Source organism: Neobacillus drentensis NBRC 102427 (assembly GCF_001591445.1).
GTDB lineage: Bacteria > Bacillota > Bacilli > Bacillales > Cytobacillaceae > Neobacillus > Neobacillus drentensis.
In genome coordinates, this window is the sequence record NZ_BCUX01000003.1 from 124,129 (window position 1) to 140,965 (window position 16,837).

Here is a 16,837-nt window from a genome sequence, read left to right on the forward strand (position 1 = left end):
ACACCTCCTATATGTATAATCAAATAATTATTTACTTATATAGAATCCATTTAATTTACATTTCTATAATTTTCTATTGTATCCAAGAAATCTATTCATGGATTTCCACAGGCTTAAATACAAATTAAAATATAACTATTTACTTATATGTTAAAACAATTATCGTTTGGATTCAAGGAGTTTCATTGTAAAGTTATTGTAAAAAAAAAGAACTGTAGCTATAGCTTCGATAATCATTCTCACAATGATCCCATTAAATCTTCAAGCATGCACGGGTGCACCCCTTGAAGAAGCAATAAATCACGCAACCCTAGCCTTCTTAATTGTCCGAGAAAATGCACTTCAAAATGCCTACAACACAGAAAAATAATCCCCCATCATTCCTTGATTCGGAACAAACGGGGGATAATCACCATGTATTCTTTTTCCTCTTAGACATAAAATACCTCTCTTTCTTTTTCGTTTAAACTCTCTCTAACTGCCTCTTCCCACCATCGAGAGTCATCTGAATTACGATTTTCCATGAGTTTTAACCGTTCATTCGCAAGCTTTGCCTTCCTTAGTGTTTCTTCCTCTTCCATTCCACAACAGATTTGATAAATATCATCAAAGTGAGCGAGTGACATTTTTCCATCACCTTCTTTCATAAGTTCATTTGAATTATTAGAAACTTTGCCCTCCCTTCTTTATGTCAATTATATGACCATTAAAGTGACAAAACCATTCTCAACTTTGTCAATATTTTGAATTTTTAAGGTCGTTTTTTTGAAATAAAAAAAGGCAAAACTGCCTTATCTACAAATTAGTAAACAGTTTTGCCGAATTTAACAGTTATACTCCTGTGTTCTCAAAGAACCTCCCCATTGCTTTCAATCACATTTTTATACCAATGGAATGATTTTTTCCTCCTTCGTTCCAATGTTCCACTTCCATCATCGTTCTTATCGACGTAAATAAACCCATAGCGCTTGGACATTTCACCGGTTGACATACTAACTAAGTCAATACACCCCCAGCTTGTATAACCCATCAGTTCCACACCATCTTCAATCGCCTCGCCCATGGCTGCTATATGCTCGCGTAAATAATTCATTCTATAGTCATCATTGATCGAACCATCTTCCTCCGTCTGGTCGTACGCCCCTAAGCCATTTTCGACAACAAAAAGCGGTACCTGATATCTTCCATAAAGCTTGTTTAAGCTGATACGTAACCCAACCGGATCTATTTCCCAGCCCCAATCACTTGCCTTAAGGAATGGGTTTTTAACACCACCAACAATATTTCCTTGTGCTTTTTCCTCTTCTGTCTTCTCTTTTTTATCCGTACGGGACATGTAATAACTTAAGCCAATATAATCGACTGTACCTTCTTTGATTATGTCCAAGTCACCATCCTGCATCTCTAATTCGATGTTTTTCTTCTTAAAAAAGCGTTTAATGAAGGCTGGATACTCCCCGCGCACCTGGACATCAGCACAGAAATAATTAAACAATTCCTCTTCTTTTAAGGCGTACAGAACATTCTCCGGCTTGCAATCGTAAGAATAAACAGGCGCAAAAAGGATCATGCAGCCAATTTTTGCATCAGGAATTATTCGTTTACATGCTTTAACTGCAAGTGCACTGGCAACAAATTGATGATGGAATGCTTGGAAAGTCTCCTGATAACGATTTTCTTCTTTTTGGGGAGAAAAGCCCATACTCATAATCGGCATCTTCAAGGCACCGTTGATTTCGTTAAAGGTCATCCAATATTTCACTTTTTCCTTATAACGCTCTAGAATGACATTGGCATATTTTTCAAAGAAGGTAACAACATGGCGACTTCTCCAGCCTCCATACTCTTTCACTAAGTGTAGAGGCATTTCATAGTGAGAAATAGTTACGACAGGTTCAATTCCATGCTTTAGTAATTCAACGAGAACCCGGTCGTAAAAAGCCAAACCCTCTTCATTAGGTTCCAACTCATCACCATTTGGAAAAATCCTTGTCCATGCAATCGACATCCGAAACACTTTAAAGCCCATTTCGGCAAATAGAGCGATATCCTCTTTGTAACGATGATAAAAATCAATCGCTTCATGATTTGGGTAAGTGTATTTTTCGCGATTGACTTCAAAGTTATATCCAGGTGTCATTAGTATTTTCAGGCGTTCCTTCCCGCCCGGTAGAACATCGGCAATATTTAAGCCCTTATTCCCCTCATTAAATCCACCTTCTATCTGGTTAGCAGCAGTAGCACCTCCCCATAAAAAACCCTCCGGAAATGCCTTTTGTGTAGATTTCAATCCTTTTTTCCTCCTGTCTGTTTATAGTTAAATTAACATATTCTAGTTAAATAGCTGTGCTTCCTTTTTTCAAAGGGATATATTTATAGGCCACTATTTAATGTGCTCTGTTTTTCCTTATATATTAAAAAGTTAAAAGTACTCTAAATAAATTGGCAAGACTCCTTCTTACTTCACCGTTCATTTACTATGACTTATCAGGTTCCTCAGCCTTGCCTTTGTACTAATAGAACCATTCTAATCATACTCTTATAAAAGAAATCAATGAGTAGGAGTGTTAAGTTAGGTGAAAAAAGTTAGGGTTAGTTTACGGCCAATGGTTAGAAACATTAATTTACCCACTGTTTTGAAGACAACAATCCTTCCAGGAGACTCAGTTGAAAGATTATTTATTGCTACCCAGGTAGGAGAGATCTTTTACATAGGAAACGAAAGTTTACGGACTTTTTTAGATATTCGCCCGCGAATTCTAAAATTAGGTGGACCTAGAGGTGGTTATGATGAACGGGGATTGCTAGGGTTGGCGTTCCATCCCCAATTTAATTATAACGGTCTATTTTATCTTCATTACTCGGTGGCTGGAACACAAGGGCCAGGTGCTCTTTCTAAATCCTTTGAGCCTAATCCGTGTGATCCCATTACCTTAAATCAAAAGTGGATAAATAGAGAAACTCAATATAATCATATTGATACAGTTGAGGAATGGATTTTTCAATCAAATGGGCAATCTCAAAAACGACGGACATTACTTAACTTAAGGAGACCATTTCTTAATCATAATGGTGTCAATAGCTTAAACTTTTCACCTGAAACTGGGAAACTTGTTCTAACAACTGGAGATGGCGGATCAGGTTATGATCCATTAAGTTTAAGCCAGGATAATATGGAAATAGCCGGTAAAATCATTGAAATCGACGTAGTTAAGAATACCTCTATCTCTAATCCACCTGTAGTCACACGTTTTAATGAACTACCGCTACCTATTCAGGAAACACTTACGATTATGGCCAAAGGGGTCCGTAATATACCGGGCATTTCATTTCAAAGGTATTATAATCAGTACTTCAAACATGTGGGAAATGTCGGACAGGATCTGGTAGAGTCCATTTTTTCATTCCTTCATTATAAACCAATACCTGTTCCTCAGCTTGTTCAAGCTTCCTTATTGAAGCCTGAACCTGACCAAGATGGCTTTATTAACTTTGGCTGGCGAGGGTGGGAAGGTGCTTTCCCTACTTCAATTATAAGAAACTGCTCTGCAAATCCGGCTTTGAATGAGAAAACAATTGCTTATTACGATGAAACTATAAAGACTTCAGTGGAGCGTCTTCCGCCTCTAACTAGTTATTTTCATAAAGATTCCAGACCCGATAAGTTTGGTGGAACGGCACTTACAGGAGTGCAAGCGTATATGGGGAATGCAATCCCCGATTTAACGGGAAGTGTAGTGTTTACCGACCTTGCGCGGAGGGATTCTCAACCTCAGGTTAAGGGAGTTTTAGCATATTCCCCAGTCAGAACAGATGGTAAACTAAATGATTATAGTGTGATTGAAACCGATTATAATTTTGGCGCTCAATCAGCTTATTATGTTAGTTTGGGAACGAATCTAGATCAAACCAAACTCTATTTAGGGGTTTATGGTTCGATGAAAGTGACTGATTTTAACCAAGGTACTGTTTTTGAAATTGTTCCGTAATTTAAAAATTCTACTTAATACTGCAAAGTGCATGCTAAAAAAGCTCTATTCCATAAAGGAATTAGAGCTTTTGTTTATATTTTTACAAAAGTACTTTTAGATTCTAGTTCAATAAGCATTTGTTTTGCTTCATTAATCGAAATCATAATACAACCCCCGCTTGCTATTGCCCCATTATTCGAAGAAAGTATAAAGAATTTACAGTATTATCCCTGAAAACCCCCCTTTTAGTACCTCTTTTTCATTCTGATTTTTACATAAAAAGGAGGCTTTAATAGCTGTTCTATTATTTTCTTTCCTTTCGAATTCCTCAATTTTAACTTCACAAATTATTGTATCTCCCGTAAACACAGGTTTTAAAAACTCAAAATTCATAGTACGAGCCAGTACGTTATGGTCTCCGCCTACTTTTGTTGGCAGAGTTGCCGTTAATAGTCCTTGAATTACAAGTCTTCCTTGTTCATCCGGGGTTAGATGATGAATCCCTTCATCACCTGAAATCTCTGTAAATAATTCAACATCCCTTACGGTAAAAGTCCGTTCAAACGTAATATTATCTCCTACTTTTAATGGCATACAAATCTCCTCCTGAAATTTTTATACAGTATAGATATTAATAATGCTTCATGATCATGTGCAATACCGTCATATGCCTGTTCTGGATTAAATAGCATAACACCATTTTGATAGGATAATTGTAAACTGCTATCCAGGTTATATTGTGGGATACCACGCAAGGTGTTATCCTATTGCATACACCTGGTGAGAATGCTCTTTATATGTAAAATTAGTAATACTGGCTGATTAATAAATTAATAGAATAGAATGGAAAAATAAATGCGATTCTCCTACTCTAAAGATAGCAGGAACCGTCTTTTTTATGCAGCTGATAAAAATTGGTGAACCCCATTCATTTTGTTAATCCATAATGGAACTGCGTGGGATTCAAACTAGATTTCTCCTCATAAGAGATGCCACTTGTATGTTATCCTGTTTAGAAGTGTTTTCTAGGTTCTTAATAATTAACTCTTGGCGTTCCACAGGGTGATTTTGGCTTAATTTAGCTTTTGCTTCAATCTTTGTGATTTTTATTCTGAACGCTACAATTCCTTTACTCATTCCTTCAATAAAGCTCGGTTCTACACCATTTAAATTGTATGGACTATCTGGACTTTCATATTTATTTACTAAGTCATTTAAAGAATTGAATATCACCTCTTCATCTTCGATAATCTCCATCTTCCCATATAAATGAATGGACACATAATTCCAAGTAGGAACTGCTTTCATTGTTTCGTACCAAGAAGGTGAAATATAACAATGTGGACCTTGGAAAACAACAAGAACTTGTTGGTTTTCAGTGTCCTTCCATTGTTCGTTAGGACGAGCAAAATGACCATATAAGGCATTATCAGATTTATTTAATATCAGTGGAAGATGTGTTGCGTACGGTTCCCCGTTATGCTGAGAGAATAAAGTTGCAAAGCCGTACCGATCGATAAAGTCATAAATAATATTTTCATCTTCGATTTTAAAATGTTTAGGTATATACAAAATCATTCCACCTTTCAAAAAAAGTTATTTGAGTGTTTTGATCATTATTAAGTCCGTTTGTTCTTCATCCCCCATATAAAACGAGTGAGCTCCAGTTTGAACAAACCCCATTTTCTTATAAAAAGCAATCGCATTTTTATTTTTTTCCCATACGCCTAGCCAGATTTTCTTTTTATTACGTTCAAGCGCAATTTCCATCGCTTTATTTAGCAGATATTTACCAAGCCCATGTTTTTGAAATTTGTTCTTTATATAAATCCTCTCGATTTCAAGTGATTCATCGCCCATTTCTTCAGACTGAGCATCGTTTGTATTGACCTTTAAATATCCAACGACTTCATTATTAAAATAAACAAAAAAGAATTTCGACGAAATATTGGATAATTCTTTTTCTAATTGTTTTAAGTTAAATGCCCTTTCCAAATAGGCATTCATATTTTCGAGTGAATTTTGATCCTTAAATGTCTCATTAAATGTTTGATAACTAATTTCTTGAAGTTTGCGTGAATCCTCAAGGATACACTTTTTAATCATTAAAGTCATTTACATATATCGCTCCTTTATATATTCAATAATTTCTCTTATTTCCCTTTTTGACAAATTCCCAGTCTATTTCAATATTTTTTCTAACTCGTTGAAGAAGATTAAAAATGGTATCTATTTCTATTTCAGAAAATCCCTCTAATGCGACCATATTGGAATAATCATTTTCTCTTCTAATGAAAGGATAAACATGTTTCCCTTTCTCTGTTGGAAAAAGTTTTTTAATTTTTTTGTTATGTAGATCCTCTTTCTTTTCAATAAAGCCATTCATTTCAAGTTTTTGTATTGCACGAGCTGCCGATGTTCGATCCACTTTTATCATCTCAGCTAACTTTTCTTGAATGATTCCTGGGTTTTCACATATTCGCACAAGGTACAAATACTGCCCTTTTGTAAGGTCATATTCTTTAAATTCTATATTACTTATCGAATCTAATGACCTTGCTATCATTCCAATTTCACGAAGAATTTCTTTCATGATTATCTCCTTAACTAACTTTTTTTGTTGCATTTACTACAAAAGTGATATAAATTTAATTTAACCTAATTTTATTGCATTTGCAATAAAATTATCATAGTCATATTAACCTAAAAGGACTGAAAGAAATGTATGCAAAAAGAATAACAATAGATGACGAATTAAAGGTAGCTTTTGCAATAAGGAAACAAGTATTTGTGAAGGAACAAGGCGTACCACTAGAAGATGAATTTGATAAATTTGATACACTGGATGGAATTTGCGAACACATACTAGTCCATTACAATGAACAACCAGTCGGAACTGGTAGGATAAGGTTTATTAATGGAGTAGGTAAATTGGAAAGAATCTGCATCCTAGAACCTTACCGTAAATTTGGGATTGGAAAAATCATTATCAAAGCGTTAGAAGAAATTGCGGAAGAACGGGGAGCCTCACAGGTTAAATTACATGGACAAACACAGGCAGAAGGTTTTTATAAAAAACTAGGGTTTAGGACTTCATCCAATATCTTTATGGAAGATGGTATCCCACATATTCTCATGCTCAAAGAATTATCTACTCAAAAATGATAATGCGGGTGAGTAAAGCCAAATATGTTGTTTTTGTATTGGGAATTTTAATTTTAACCCTTGGTATTACTTCATGCCATTTACTAAAAAGGTTTTAGATAGGATACTAACACATTCTAGTCCATCACCTAATAATGATACTGATAAAAACCATTCCATATAATATAGAATGGTTTTTGTTATTCATATTGAACTATGGGAGCGCTTCTCGGGAGTTACTCATAACAACATCAAGACGGACATTGACTGCAGGCTGTATTCTGATTATCCCTTGTATGCTTTCTGTAATTCCACAAGATCAAACTTCTTCATTTTTAGAAATGCTTTCGTTACGCGTGCAAGTTGCTCAGGTGTACTCTTGCTCATCATCTCGTCCATCTCACTTGGCACAATCTGCCAGGATACACCAAACTGATCTTTTAACCAGCCACATTGCTCTGCTTCATGAACCGCAGAGAGTTTTTCCCAGTAATAATCAATATCTGCTTGTGTGTCGCAGTACACAATAAATGAGATCGCCTCATTAAAACTGAATTTATGCTCGTGTGCGCTATCCATTGCGGTAAACCACTGATTTTCAATCATGAAATCAGAGAACATGATTGTTCCTTCTTTGTCAGGTTCCATGCCTTTAGGGTACCGGACAATAAGTCCCTGCTTTGAGTTCTTAAATACTGATAAATAAAAACGAATCGCCTCTTCTGCGCGACCGCATTTATCGCCGACAAACAAGAAAGATGGAACTATTGCAGGTCGCTCTTCGCCTTCTGGATTGGTTAGGATTAACTGCCAGGACATACCATATTTGTCCTGAATCCAACCAAACCTCTCACTGAACGGATACTTATCAAGTGGCATTAACACTGTGCCACCTTCGGACAAGTTTTTCCATACTTCATTTATTTTCTCTCTCGCGTCCTTTTCCCTCGATGGGTCGAAATTAACTGTGAAAGAAATAGAGGGATTTATCTTGAAAAAAGGTCCTGCGCTAATTGCCATGAATTTTTGCCCCCATAGCTCAAAAGAGACGATATCAGAGTCTCCTGAGGGTGTATTGTGGATTGTAGTTACACCCGTAATTTTTGAGTCTGGAAATATGGAAGAGTAAAACTCGGCTGCTTCTTTTGCTTCCTTGTCAAACCATAAATGTGGGACAATTATTTGATTTGTTTTTGACATAGTTATTCCTCCTAGAAAAGTCATTAGATTGACCGATTTAAAGGTGTTGCAACAAAATATCTTGATAATTATTTGATATGGTTCAATTCCTCGAAATGAAGGGTTTGATGCAACCACGTTGAATATTAAAGACGTGGTTGTTAATACTAGTCTACTTGAACATCATTTAACAATCAAAATTTTCTCTTAAATCATTTTTGATATAATATAGAGTAGATAAGAGATTAATTTGAAGGTTGTCTATATACTTGGTTCTACATTTTGCCAAAATTTGTATTCTCAAAAGAAACAACTTGAAATTAATGAGAGAAAAGGGAGATGTAAATGTCTTATATCGTTGATTTTAAAATTGTGTCTACCGTTGGATTAGGATCTTCACCTGTAGCAGAAGCGCTTGCTGGTTTACGAGCGAATGAAGCCCGTTACTTTATGAACAAATATAAGCATGAATTTACGGTTGTACCTGCCAGTGAAAGCCAGGAGACCCTTGATTATGTGAACCGAATTTTGAAAGAAGAACGTGATATTGAGTTTGCGGCCAAACCTTTAGAAACGTCGCGTTTTCAAGTGGAAAATATCAAAATTGCCTACGTCTTTTATGAGGACGGTCTTTCGATCAACGTCATGTATACGGTTGATGACCCCAAGCCAAAGCGGGCAGTTGGTTTTAAGCTTTCTGAGGGGATGGAGATACCAAAGGAGTTAGAAGGGAAGTTTAAGTTTGCCAGGCAGAAGTCTAAACTAGCTGGAACCATTCGGGGCTCGTATTTTGTAATTAAAGGAGAATATTAAAGTAAGCAAAAGCGCAAGTGGAGAAATTCGACCACTTGCGCTTTGTGTCATCTACGTTGGAATCATGCCTATTTTATACCCACTGAATAGACCCAAACTCACCATGCGGATGGTTTTGTAATTTAAATCTTCTATACTCATATTCTAATTTCGATAGTGGCAACTCATAAAGCTTATGATCTTCTTTGTTATATACGTTTAAAAAAATTAATTTATTGATAAGTTTTTGTCTCTTTTTTTCATCATTATTTCTCATCAGAAACACTCCTTTAGTTTTACAAAAACTTTCATCTGAATACAACAACTTTTAAATTCGTTTATTTGATTAAATTCATTATAAACCTATAATTCCTATCCGTAAAGTATGGATTAAAATTAAATAAAAAAGAAGCATGTGTCATTTAGGGTGACTTATGCTTCTTTTTTTGTTGCCCCTGCCAAGGAATATAATTATACCATATTTAAAGTTGCTCATTATTTATTGGACCAAACTATAGGAAACACAAAAACCGCATAGTAAATATTTCCAGTACAATTAAATTAATATATGTTTGGCGGGACTGCGTGGGAATCGAACCCACCAGGCCTGGCACGCAGGTCTCAAGCAGTTTTGAAGTTTGCTGGCACCTGTTTTTCTAGTACCTTTTTATACCCGCAAGTACTGATAAATCAAGGTTTCTTGTTTTCTAATGTTTCCTTGTGATTTCTAATTTTAAAAATTTGGGCACCTATCATGGCACCAAAAGCACCTACCTATTTTTTTCTGCACTGCCAGCCAATTACTGAGCGGCAGATGATAGTAGAAAGATCAGAAAATCATGTCCGCAATATAGTTGGACTTCTGTCGGCAAAAAACAAAAGTAAACTAGAATCACGAAGAAAAAAAATCTGCTGTTTTATTGATATCTTTTAGGTCATGTAGGTCAACAAGGACCTATATGACCTGAAATAAAACTAGTTATTAGGAAGTACATCAATCAAAACTTGAGGAATCCTTAAAAAATGCCTTTATCATTTGGGGTATTGTAAAAATCCTACTAACAATAATCATCGCAGGAGTTTTTAGCAACAAAATAAAAAAAGGCCCTGATAATATCAGGGTCTTAATAACTATGTTCTATGAAGAGTGAACTTGTGACCACAACCCTGCCAAGGAAGTTAAGTGAATCTGATTATAACAGTTTAGTTATGAAAACGTTGATTTAAAAGGATTTATTTCATCCATAAATGGTTTAATAAGATGGAGTTGATGGCGGAATGTTGGAGTTTGCCACCAACTTGCCGACATTGTTTCTATATACACATGTGTCGTAAACTGGTCACTACTTCCATTGACCAGAAAAGGGTTAGAAAAACCGTAGTGCATAATATGATGCTTGTTTCCCTTCAGCTCAATTTTATGAATAAGCTTATGAAGTAACTCCGGGGTTATATCATTTATATTTATAAGCTTCTTTAGTTCATTTTGGACTTTTCAACCATCTCTGTACTTTTTGTGTATCGTTTTAACATATCCTTCTTTTCAAGAATTTCTGATTGTAGCTTTTTTATTACATTTCTATTTTCATTAACCGCTACATCATGATCAACTTTTTCTATTACTTCTTTCGCTGACTACTTTAGAAATTTCTTATTTTCCTTTTTCAGCTCAGCAATTTTATTTTCCCTGATTCCTATTTCTTGACTGTATCGCTACACTTTGAGTTTTGTAAGCTTCAAGCTCACTAATTTTATGTTTAATCCGTTCCAAACAAATCTGGGTGTTTGTTTCTTTGTTATAAGATGCCTCATCTACACTGGTTATCGATTCGGTGATGATAAACCCATTGGGCAACTGGACCGCAACCATAGTGCATCTTCCAAAAGCCTTAACAACCTTAACCTGAGATTTTTCGATCATTTCATTGATAACGGCTGGTACACTATGATTTATCATTAGTGCCTTTGCTTGTTGTTTCTCAATAAAGGAATAATCGGATGATGGTTCAAATGCCATTTCAAAGGCTTGCATTGTTATTTCAATGACCTCATCATTGTTGATATCCCTAACCTTCACTTTCCCATTTGCTGCGATTTCCAACAATTCCATTACACTATCTGGCGACCCTTTCACTCGGTATATCTTCAAGCTCTTTCCCTCCACCATGCCTATTTAAATAAGCTTCCATTAAACTAGTTTATTCAGCATGTAGAAAAGCTGTGAAACTTGAGAAAAAATTACAACCGTTCATACGAAAAAAGCCAGTCCACATTGCAAGAAGGCCAGACACTAACTAGGAATCATCGCTCTTTTTCAAATACAATCATATCTAAAGCACTTTTAGGTGAATTGAAAATTGGATTAAACATCGTTCTACATGTTTCGTGGAAAAAAGGTGGTCAAAAATCAATAGAAAGGATTACATCATGCCGCCCATTCAATTTGATATATAATAGGGGGAAATACTTCTTAAAAAGGCTCATTTTATCGCTGATTTCCAAGTTTGCTTTAAATATTTTCTAATAATAATAAAATGTTAGGAGGACAAACACTTTAAACAAAATCCTCCTCTATAAATTATCGAAAGTTTCAAGACCCAGATGCTATACCTCAGTCCTCACAATTAGTTGCAGTAACAATAAGAATACCAGTAAGTGAAGAAAACAAAAATAATAGTAAGGAGAAACAAGCATCCCAAGAAAATCATATTCTCCATGAAGCAAAAACGGAGGAAAGCTCTCATTGTTCTAACTCTTATGTTGACCGTGTTCGGCTTGAGTTGTTTCTCGTGGTTCATAAAATCAGTCTAACCAAGAAACGCTTCCGTTGTCATTTCTTCTCGTGATAAGTCCTTACCAAAGTAATCACATCGCCACTTGAAATGTATCTCGTATTCTTCAACAGTTCTTGGAGCTAGACCTTCAGAGTTCTTGAACCACATGAACCGCTCGAACGTTTCAACCATTGTAAACGACTAAGTGAATTTTTTAGTAGATGTAACACGACCATGTTTTCTTGTTCCTTTTCTCACGTCAAAAAAACCTCCAAATAAGTAGTATTTGAAGGTTCTGATCTCACACAGTTTTGTATTCTCGGACTCACACAGACTCAATAATAATTACCAAAAGACTGCGTGTGTTTGAAATTGTTCGTTTGACAAGAAAGTCAGTATTGGCGGGACTGCGTGGGAATCGAACCCACCAGACCTGGCACGCAGGTCTCAGGCAGTTTCGAAGACTGTGCTATATAATCCTCTCAATCATTCCGTTGAAATTGCGTCAACCTCAACTTTCAATCAACGCCTTACACAGTTTTATGCGAATCACCGTAACAGTTTCCGTTCGTCCTTTACAAACAGAAGGCTTATCCCTTCTGTTTACATAAAAGCTTTAATGATATCCTTTATTTGTTCAATATGCCTTTTTTCATGTAATGCTAGAAACTCAATTATTTGATCAAGGTTTAAGACACCCAGAGCACCTATTTTTGACGATTTTGTTTCATTTTTGTGTTACATGTGTATAAATATACGATTTGTTTACTCACCTACTAGTCCATCACCATCTCGATCGTCCATATATTTATAGAGCCATGAATCGCGCGTAATTGGCATTTTAAAGCCAGCAGCTTTGGCTTCAGCGATCGTAACACTTCCATTATGATTGGTATCCACCTTACTAACATCTTCATTACTACTTACCGTTTCGTTTGCTGGTACATTGTCTGTTTTCGGTGGCGTACTGCTCGTACCTGTCGTTTTCCCTAAATTTTTGTTCACTTCATCTGGGTTTACATTGTCAAATTCATCTGTAATGGATCTGCCCTGAATTTTGTATGTGAATTTATAATGGTTCGGAATTTGCGTCTGAGTATTTGGATATTGAATCAATGCTACGAAATCAGTACAACCTCCTGCATCTCGAATCACTTTTTCCATATAAGCTTGATCACCGTGTCTATTGAGAATGCTGTCTTGAGGTGTAATGTTATATGCGTTAGATACTCCCCCAAGTGAATCAGCAATTACATGCCCTTCATCTAACGTTGGACTCTCTGTGCCGGGAACCTTCGCTTCATCAGAATAGTATCTCCCAGAAGATGAAACATGTTCAGTATTCGGATTTTGGAGTGTTATATTTTTTGCCTCAACACGAATTAGTTGTCCGTATTCATTTGTAAAAGCCCAATATTCCCTGTCGCCAAACCCGACATCAACTCTGACATTCGGCTTTCTATATCCTGATATATCTCCGCCATCTACTTCGATTAACGTATATTTACTGTAGTCAAAGTCACCATTAACACTTGTTGTGGTTGGTGTACTAGTGGCAGGAACGCTTGGACCGACTACCCTTTCAACAGTGGCTGCTTTTTTTTTGCTTACTTCTTGAGTTTTATTTATTTTGATTTCTGTATTTTTTTGTTGTGAACAACTAGTAAATAAAATTAGTAGTGAAAGGAGTAATAAAATAATCCCCCATGATTTTTGATACCATTTTTGTTGCATATTGCACCTCTTTTTATAATTGAATTAGAATTATTTTACAATATTTATTTGGGTTATAAGGTAAATATTTATACATTTACCTTAAATCTTATACAATATTACCGTTAATATTGTATAAGAATTAGAGACTCACAATGTGTAAGAACTCTGAGAGAAGCAATGCGATTAATGGATAAAATCCACTGAAACCTTTGCTCCTTTAGATTTGATATATTTTTTACCAGATTTATCATTCTTTCAAATTCATTATCAAAATTAACGACAAGTCGCAAAGTTGACTATTAATTCTAAACTACAACCTCGACAATCTGTTCCGATTGTTAAATAAGAGTCTAGGACCATTTTTTTTATTATAACAGTAGCCATGGTAGAATGTAACTACTCCTGGGGCATTCAACCCCGTCAGCTAAACGGTTCGCCCCCTACTTGTAGAAACATGATTGAGGCTGGTTGGGATTTAAATCTTGTATAATAAGCGAAGCTATAACACCGCAAGGAGGAATTAGTGGTACTGGCAAAGCTGACGCAAACCGAAATCCTTTTGAAAAGACTTTGTATCAGAGTCATATTTTGAGTCTTGGTATGTATATAAACATTATTCTTCAATACAAAGAACATCTATCCAAGTTAGAGTCAGAGATAGATGCACTCGCACCATAATCCCTTAAATTTATTCTAACTGTAGCATGATTCATAAGGTGTCCGTCATATGTAAGGAATATAAACACGAAAGTCTTCTAATGTAACATTTTCACTGATCGGATCATCACCAAGAAATCCTTTCAAATAATCAAAAAGTATATAGTACTCTCGGATAGTTCTTGGTGCTAATGCCTCAGTTTTCTTAAAGGTCATAAACTTATCATACATTTCATCCAGTTTTAGTGTGTTTAAAATCCTTTTTGAACTTCTTCCAACACTCTCTCCACTCTTAAACTTACGAAGAGTTTTTTGCATAAAAATAGCCCCCTATGAATATTTATAGGCGACTAAGAGTAATTGTTATATGTTCTCTTTTCTTAAATCATATATATTAACTTTAATTCTTGGTGATGGAAGTGGATATTTTTTAAGAAATAGACTGAATTTATCCCATGTAAAGGATTTCCTTTGGCTTCTTCTATTGAGCCATTTAAACAATAACTTTTCGATTTTGTCTTTGAAGTTGTTAACATTTTGGGTATTATCAGTGATGCAATAATAGTTGTAATAACCTATTAGGGAGCGTTTAAATCTATCCCATAATCATATGAATATCTTTACTTCTATTACTCTTCAGCCATTCTTTCGTTTCTTTTAGTTTACCTTGTACTTTCTTCCTGCTTGATTTCCGTTTTACTCGAAATTTCCCTTGTTTACTTTTCCCACAATAGTGTGTAAACCCAAGGAAATCAAAAGTTGCTGGTTTACTTCTCCCCTGTTGATTTGCATTTTGCTCCGCAAACCGCGTGAAGGGAATAATTTTAGTTTTGCCTCAGCTATTTCTAAATTAAATTTCTTTAATCTCAACTTTAATGAATGGAAGAATTGCTATGCTTCACTTTTATATTGAAAACAACAAACATAATCATCAGCATATCTCACTATGTATGCTTGTCCCTTGCACTGTTTCCTAACCCTTTTCTCAAACCACAGGTCGAGGACATAATGGAGGTATACATTGGCTAATATCGGAGATATTACTCCACCTTATGCAAAGTAAACAGCCAAAGGCCTATTAATTCAAGATTTTCATTCCATTTACTTTGCATAATTTCTAATCTATTTTAATTCGGATAGCCAAGTAAGCAATTCATCATCCTTACTCCAGTCTGGAAGATTGCAATCAATTAGATCAGGATATACATTTTCAACCGCCTTCCTTTTTGTCTCAGTATCAGTTCTGGCATAGATTTCTGTAGTTTTTAAGTCAACATGGCCAAGAAAATCGCGGATGTATATGAGATTTTATGGAGCAATTCCAACATCCCCTACTGCTCCTACCACAGAAGCGATTTATAATTTTTCCGTTACCTATTGATCTGCCCTAAGCCCCGATTCCCGCCTGTTACCAACGCTACTCTATTTTCGATATCAAGCAGATTCATTTATCACCTCTTAATCTTTTAAAATATGATTTGAAATAATGATTCTTTGAATTTGATTAGTACCTTCATAGATTTGAGTAATCTTTGCATCTCTCATCATTCTTTCAACTGGATAATCCTTAATGTATCCATATCCGCCTAGTAATTGAACAGCATCTGTCGTTACTTTCATAGCAGTATCAGAAGCATGGCATTTGGCCATAGAAGAATATAGAGGAGCGTTTGGATTGCCTTCATCTATTTTTCTGGCAGCTTGATTGACAAGTAATTTAGCTGTTTCTATTTGAATAGCCATATCGGCTATCATGCTTTGGATTATTTGGAAGTTGGACAGTGGTTTCCCGAATTGTCTTCTTTCTTTTATATAATTAATGGCGTATTCATATGCTCCTCTTGCAATACCCAATGCTTGGGCTCCAACGATTGGACGTGTTTCATTAAACACATTCATTAAAATTTTGAAACCTTCTCCTTCTCCGCCCAGCATATTTTCCTTTGGTACCCTTACATTCTCAAGAAATACTTCCCTGGTAACCGAACCTCGGATTCCCATTTTGTCTTCTTTTTTGCCAAAACTTAAACCAGGTGTCCCTTTATCAACAATGAAAAGCGATATTCCCTTCGTTCGATCTTCTGAAGTTCTAGTTACAAACACATAAATTTCTGATTCGCCTGCGTTCGTAATAAATACCTTATGTCCATTTAAAATATAACCATTGCCATCTTTTTTTGCTGTGGTACGAATGCTAGCTACATCCGATCCCGCATTCGGTTCAGTAATGCCGAATGACCCTAGAACCTTACCTTGAGCCATTGGAGTAACGTATCGTTTTTTTTGTTCTTCTGTTCCTGCTATTAAAAAAGGTGCAATGGCTAATGCTTGGGTAGAGAGAGCAACAGAAGTTGAGGCACATGCTGAAGCAATTTCTTCAACAACGGCTGCGTGTGTAACCATATCACTGCCAACACCTCCATACTCTTCAGGAACGTGGACCCCAAAAAGTCCATTTTCAGCCATGATACAAATATTTTCCCAAGGCGTTTCACCTTTTTCGTCTACTTCTTTTGCACGTGGTTCAATATGATCTTTTGCAATTGCGCGGGCTACTTTTTGAATCATTTCCTGTTCTGTTGTTAATAACATAAACAAACATCC

The 16,837-nt window shown here is 35.8% G+C and carries 16 protein-coding genes, 1 tRNA gene and 3 pseudogenes; 5 read left to right on the forward strand and 15 right to left on the reverse strand.

Annotated features, from left to right (window positions below):
* Window positions 1–431 precede the first annotated feature (431 nt).
* A complete protein-coding gene (locus BDR01S_RS01185) occupies window positions 432–647 on the reverse strand; it encodes a hypothetical protein (protein ID WP_066253051.1) in 216 nt (71 codons plus the stop codon).
* A 200-nt stretch (window positions 648–847) separates the two neighbouring features.
* Window positions 848–2,290, reverse strand: a complete 1,443-nt coding sequence (locus BDR01S_RS01190; RefSeq protein WP_066253048.1) for a glycoside hydrolase family 1 protein — start codon at window positions 2,288–2,290, stop codon at window positions 848–850.
* A 286-nt stretch (window positions 2,291–2,576) separates the two neighbouring features.
* Between BDR01S_RS01190 and BDR01S_RS01195 the strand changes: the two genes are divergently transcribed.
* Window positions 2,577–3,989 carry a PQQ-dependent sugar dehydrogenase gene (locus BDR01S_RS01195; protein ID WP_066253045.1) on the forward strand — a complete coding sequence of 471 codons (1,413 nt, stop codon included), beginning with the start codon at window positions 2,577–2,579 and terminating at the stop codon, window positions 3,987–3,989.
* Between the two features lie 198 nt (window positions 3,990–4,187).
* Here BDR01S_RS01195 and BDR01S_RS01200 read toward each other — a convergent pair whose 3' ends face one another.
* The 5 genes and pseudogenes from BDR01S_RS01200 to BDR01S_RS01215 form a co-directional block, all read right to left on the reverse strand.
* Complete coding sequence (locus BDR01S_RS01200; RefSeq protein WP_066253043.1) at window positions 4,188–4,565, reverse strand: hotdog domain-containing protein; 378 nt, start codon at window positions 4,563–4,565, stop codon at window positions 4,188–4,190.
* Window positions 4,566–4,588: 23 nt separating this feature from the next.
* A pseudogene (locus tag BDR01S_RS26150) lies at window positions 4,589–4,784 on the reverse strand (AraC family transcriptional regulator); the annotation flags it as partial.
* A 150-nt stretch (window positions 4,785–4,934) separates the two neighbouring features.
* Window positions 4,935–5,543, reverse strand: coding sequence for an FMN-binding negative transcriptional regulator (locus BDR01S_RS01205; protein WP_066253041.1), 609 nt, complete (start codon window positions 5,541–5,543; stop codon window positions 4,935–4,937).
* A 24-nt stretch (window positions 5,544–5,567) separates the two neighbouring features.
* Window positions 5,568–6,086, reverse strand: a complete 519-nt coding sequence (gene paiA, locus BDR01S_RS01210) for a spermidine/spermine N(1)-acetyltransferase (protein WP_066253038.1) — start codon at window positions 6,084–6,086, stop codon at window positions 5,568–5,570.
* A 25-nt stretch (window positions 6,087–6,111) separates the two neighbouring features.
* Window positions 6,112–6,564: a MarR family winged helix-turn-helix transcriptional regulator gene (locus BDR01S_RS01215; protein ID WP_066253035.1), complete on the reverse strand. Its 453-nt coding sequence runs from the start codon at window positions 6,562–6,564 to the stop codon at window positions 6,112–6,114.
* Between the two features lie 128 nt (window positions 6,565–6,692).
* On the opposite strand from BDR01S_RS01215, the gene BDR01S_RS01220 reads away from it, so the two are divergent.
* A complete protein-coding gene (locus BDR01S_RS01220; RefSeq protein ID WP_066253032.1) occupies window positions 6,693–7,136 on the forward strand; it encodes a GNAT family N-acetyltransferase in 444 nt (147 codons plus the stop codon).
* Window positions 7,137–7,400: 264 nt separating this feature from the next.
* Here BDR01S_RS01220 and BDR01S_RS01225 read toward each other — a convergent pair whose 3' ends face one another.
* Window positions 7,401–8,315 (reverse strand): VOC family protein, encoded by a 915-nt coding sequence (locus BDR01S_RS01225; protein WP_066253030.1) that lies wholly within the window; start codon window positions 8,313–8,315, stop codon window positions 7,401–7,403.
* A 27-nt stretch (window positions 8,316–8,342) separates the two neighbouring features.
* Here BDR01S_RS01225 and BDR01S_RS25630 point away from each other — a divergent pair.
* Window positions 8,343–8,505: pseudogene (locus BDR01S_RS25630) on the forward strand (IS1595 family transposase); the annotation flags it as partial.
* A 134-nt stretch (window positions 8,506–8,639) separates the two neighbouring features.
* On the forward strand, window positions 8,640–9,107 hold the full coding sequence (locus tag BDR01S_RS01230; RefSeq protein ID WP_066253025.1) for a DUF8821 family protein: 468 nt from the start codon (window positions 8,640–8,642) through the stop codon (window positions 9,105–9,107).
* Window positions 9,108–9,180: 73 nt separating this feature from the next.
* On the opposite strand, the gene BDR01S_RS01235 is transcribed toward BDR01S_RS01230, so the two are convergent.
* The 5 genes from BDR01S_RS01235 to BDR01S_RS01245 form a co-directional block, all read right to left on the reverse strand.
* A complete protein-coding gene (locus tag BDR01S_RS01235; protein WP_066253022.1) occupies window positions 9,181–9,363 on the reverse strand; it encodes a Fur-regulated basic protein FbpA in 183 nt (60 codons plus the stop codon).
* A 1,401-nt stretch (window positions 9,364–10,764) separates the two neighbouring features.
* The gene (locus tag BDR01S_RS26155) at window positions 10,765–11,235 is read right to left on the reverse strand and encodes a Gp49 family protein (RefSeq protein ID WP_066362958.1); all 471 of its coding nucleotides are present in this window, start codon (window positions 11,233–11,235) and stop codon (window positions 10,765–10,767) included.
* Window positions 11,236–11,893: 658 nt separating this feature from the next.
* On the reverse strand, window positions 11,894–12,028 hold the full coding sequence (locus BDR01S_RS26440; protein ID WP_268874646.1) for a hypothetical protein: 135 nt from the start codon (window positions 12,026–12,028) through the stop codon (window positions 11,894–11,896).
* A gap of 231 nt (window positions 12,029–12,259) precedes the next feature.
* Window positions 12,260–12,344, reverse strand: a tRNA-OTHER gene (locus BDR01S_RS25165).
* Window positions 12,345–12,625: 281 nt separating this feature from the next.
* On the reverse strand, window positions 12,626–13,594 hold the full coding sequence (locus tag BDR01S_RS01245; RefSeq protein ID WP_066253019.1) for a DNA/RNA non-specific endonuclease: 969 nt from the start codon (window positions 13,592–13,594) through the stop codon (window positions 12,626–12,628).
* A 516-nt stretch (window positions 13,595–14,110) separates the two neighbouring features.
* Between BDR01S_RS01245 and BDR01S_RS25170 the strand changes: the two are divergent.
* Window positions 14,111–14,248 (forward strand): annotated as a pseudogene (locus tag BDR01S_RS25170) (IS110 family transposase); the annotation flags it as partial.
* Between the two features lie 51 nt (window positions 14,249–14,299).
* On the opposite strand, the gene BDR01S_RS01255 reads toward BDR01S_RS25170, so the two are convergent.
* Both BDR01S_RS01255 and BDR01S_RS01260 read right to left on the reverse strand, forming a co-directional pair.
* Window positions 14,300–14,551, reverse strand: a complete 252-nt coding sequence (locus BDR01S_RS01255; protein WP_066253013.1) for a hypothetical protein — start codon at window positions 14,549–14,551, stop codon at window positions 14,300–14,302.
* Window positions 14,552–15,691: 1,140 nt separating this feature from the next.
* Window positions 15,692–16,825, reverse strand: a complete 1,134-nt coding sequence (locus BDR01S_RS01260) for an acyl-CoA dehydrogenase family protein (protein WP_066253010.1) — start codon at window positions 16,823–16,825, stop codon at window positions 15,692–15,694.
* Window positions 16,826–16,837 lie beyond the last annotated feature (12 nt).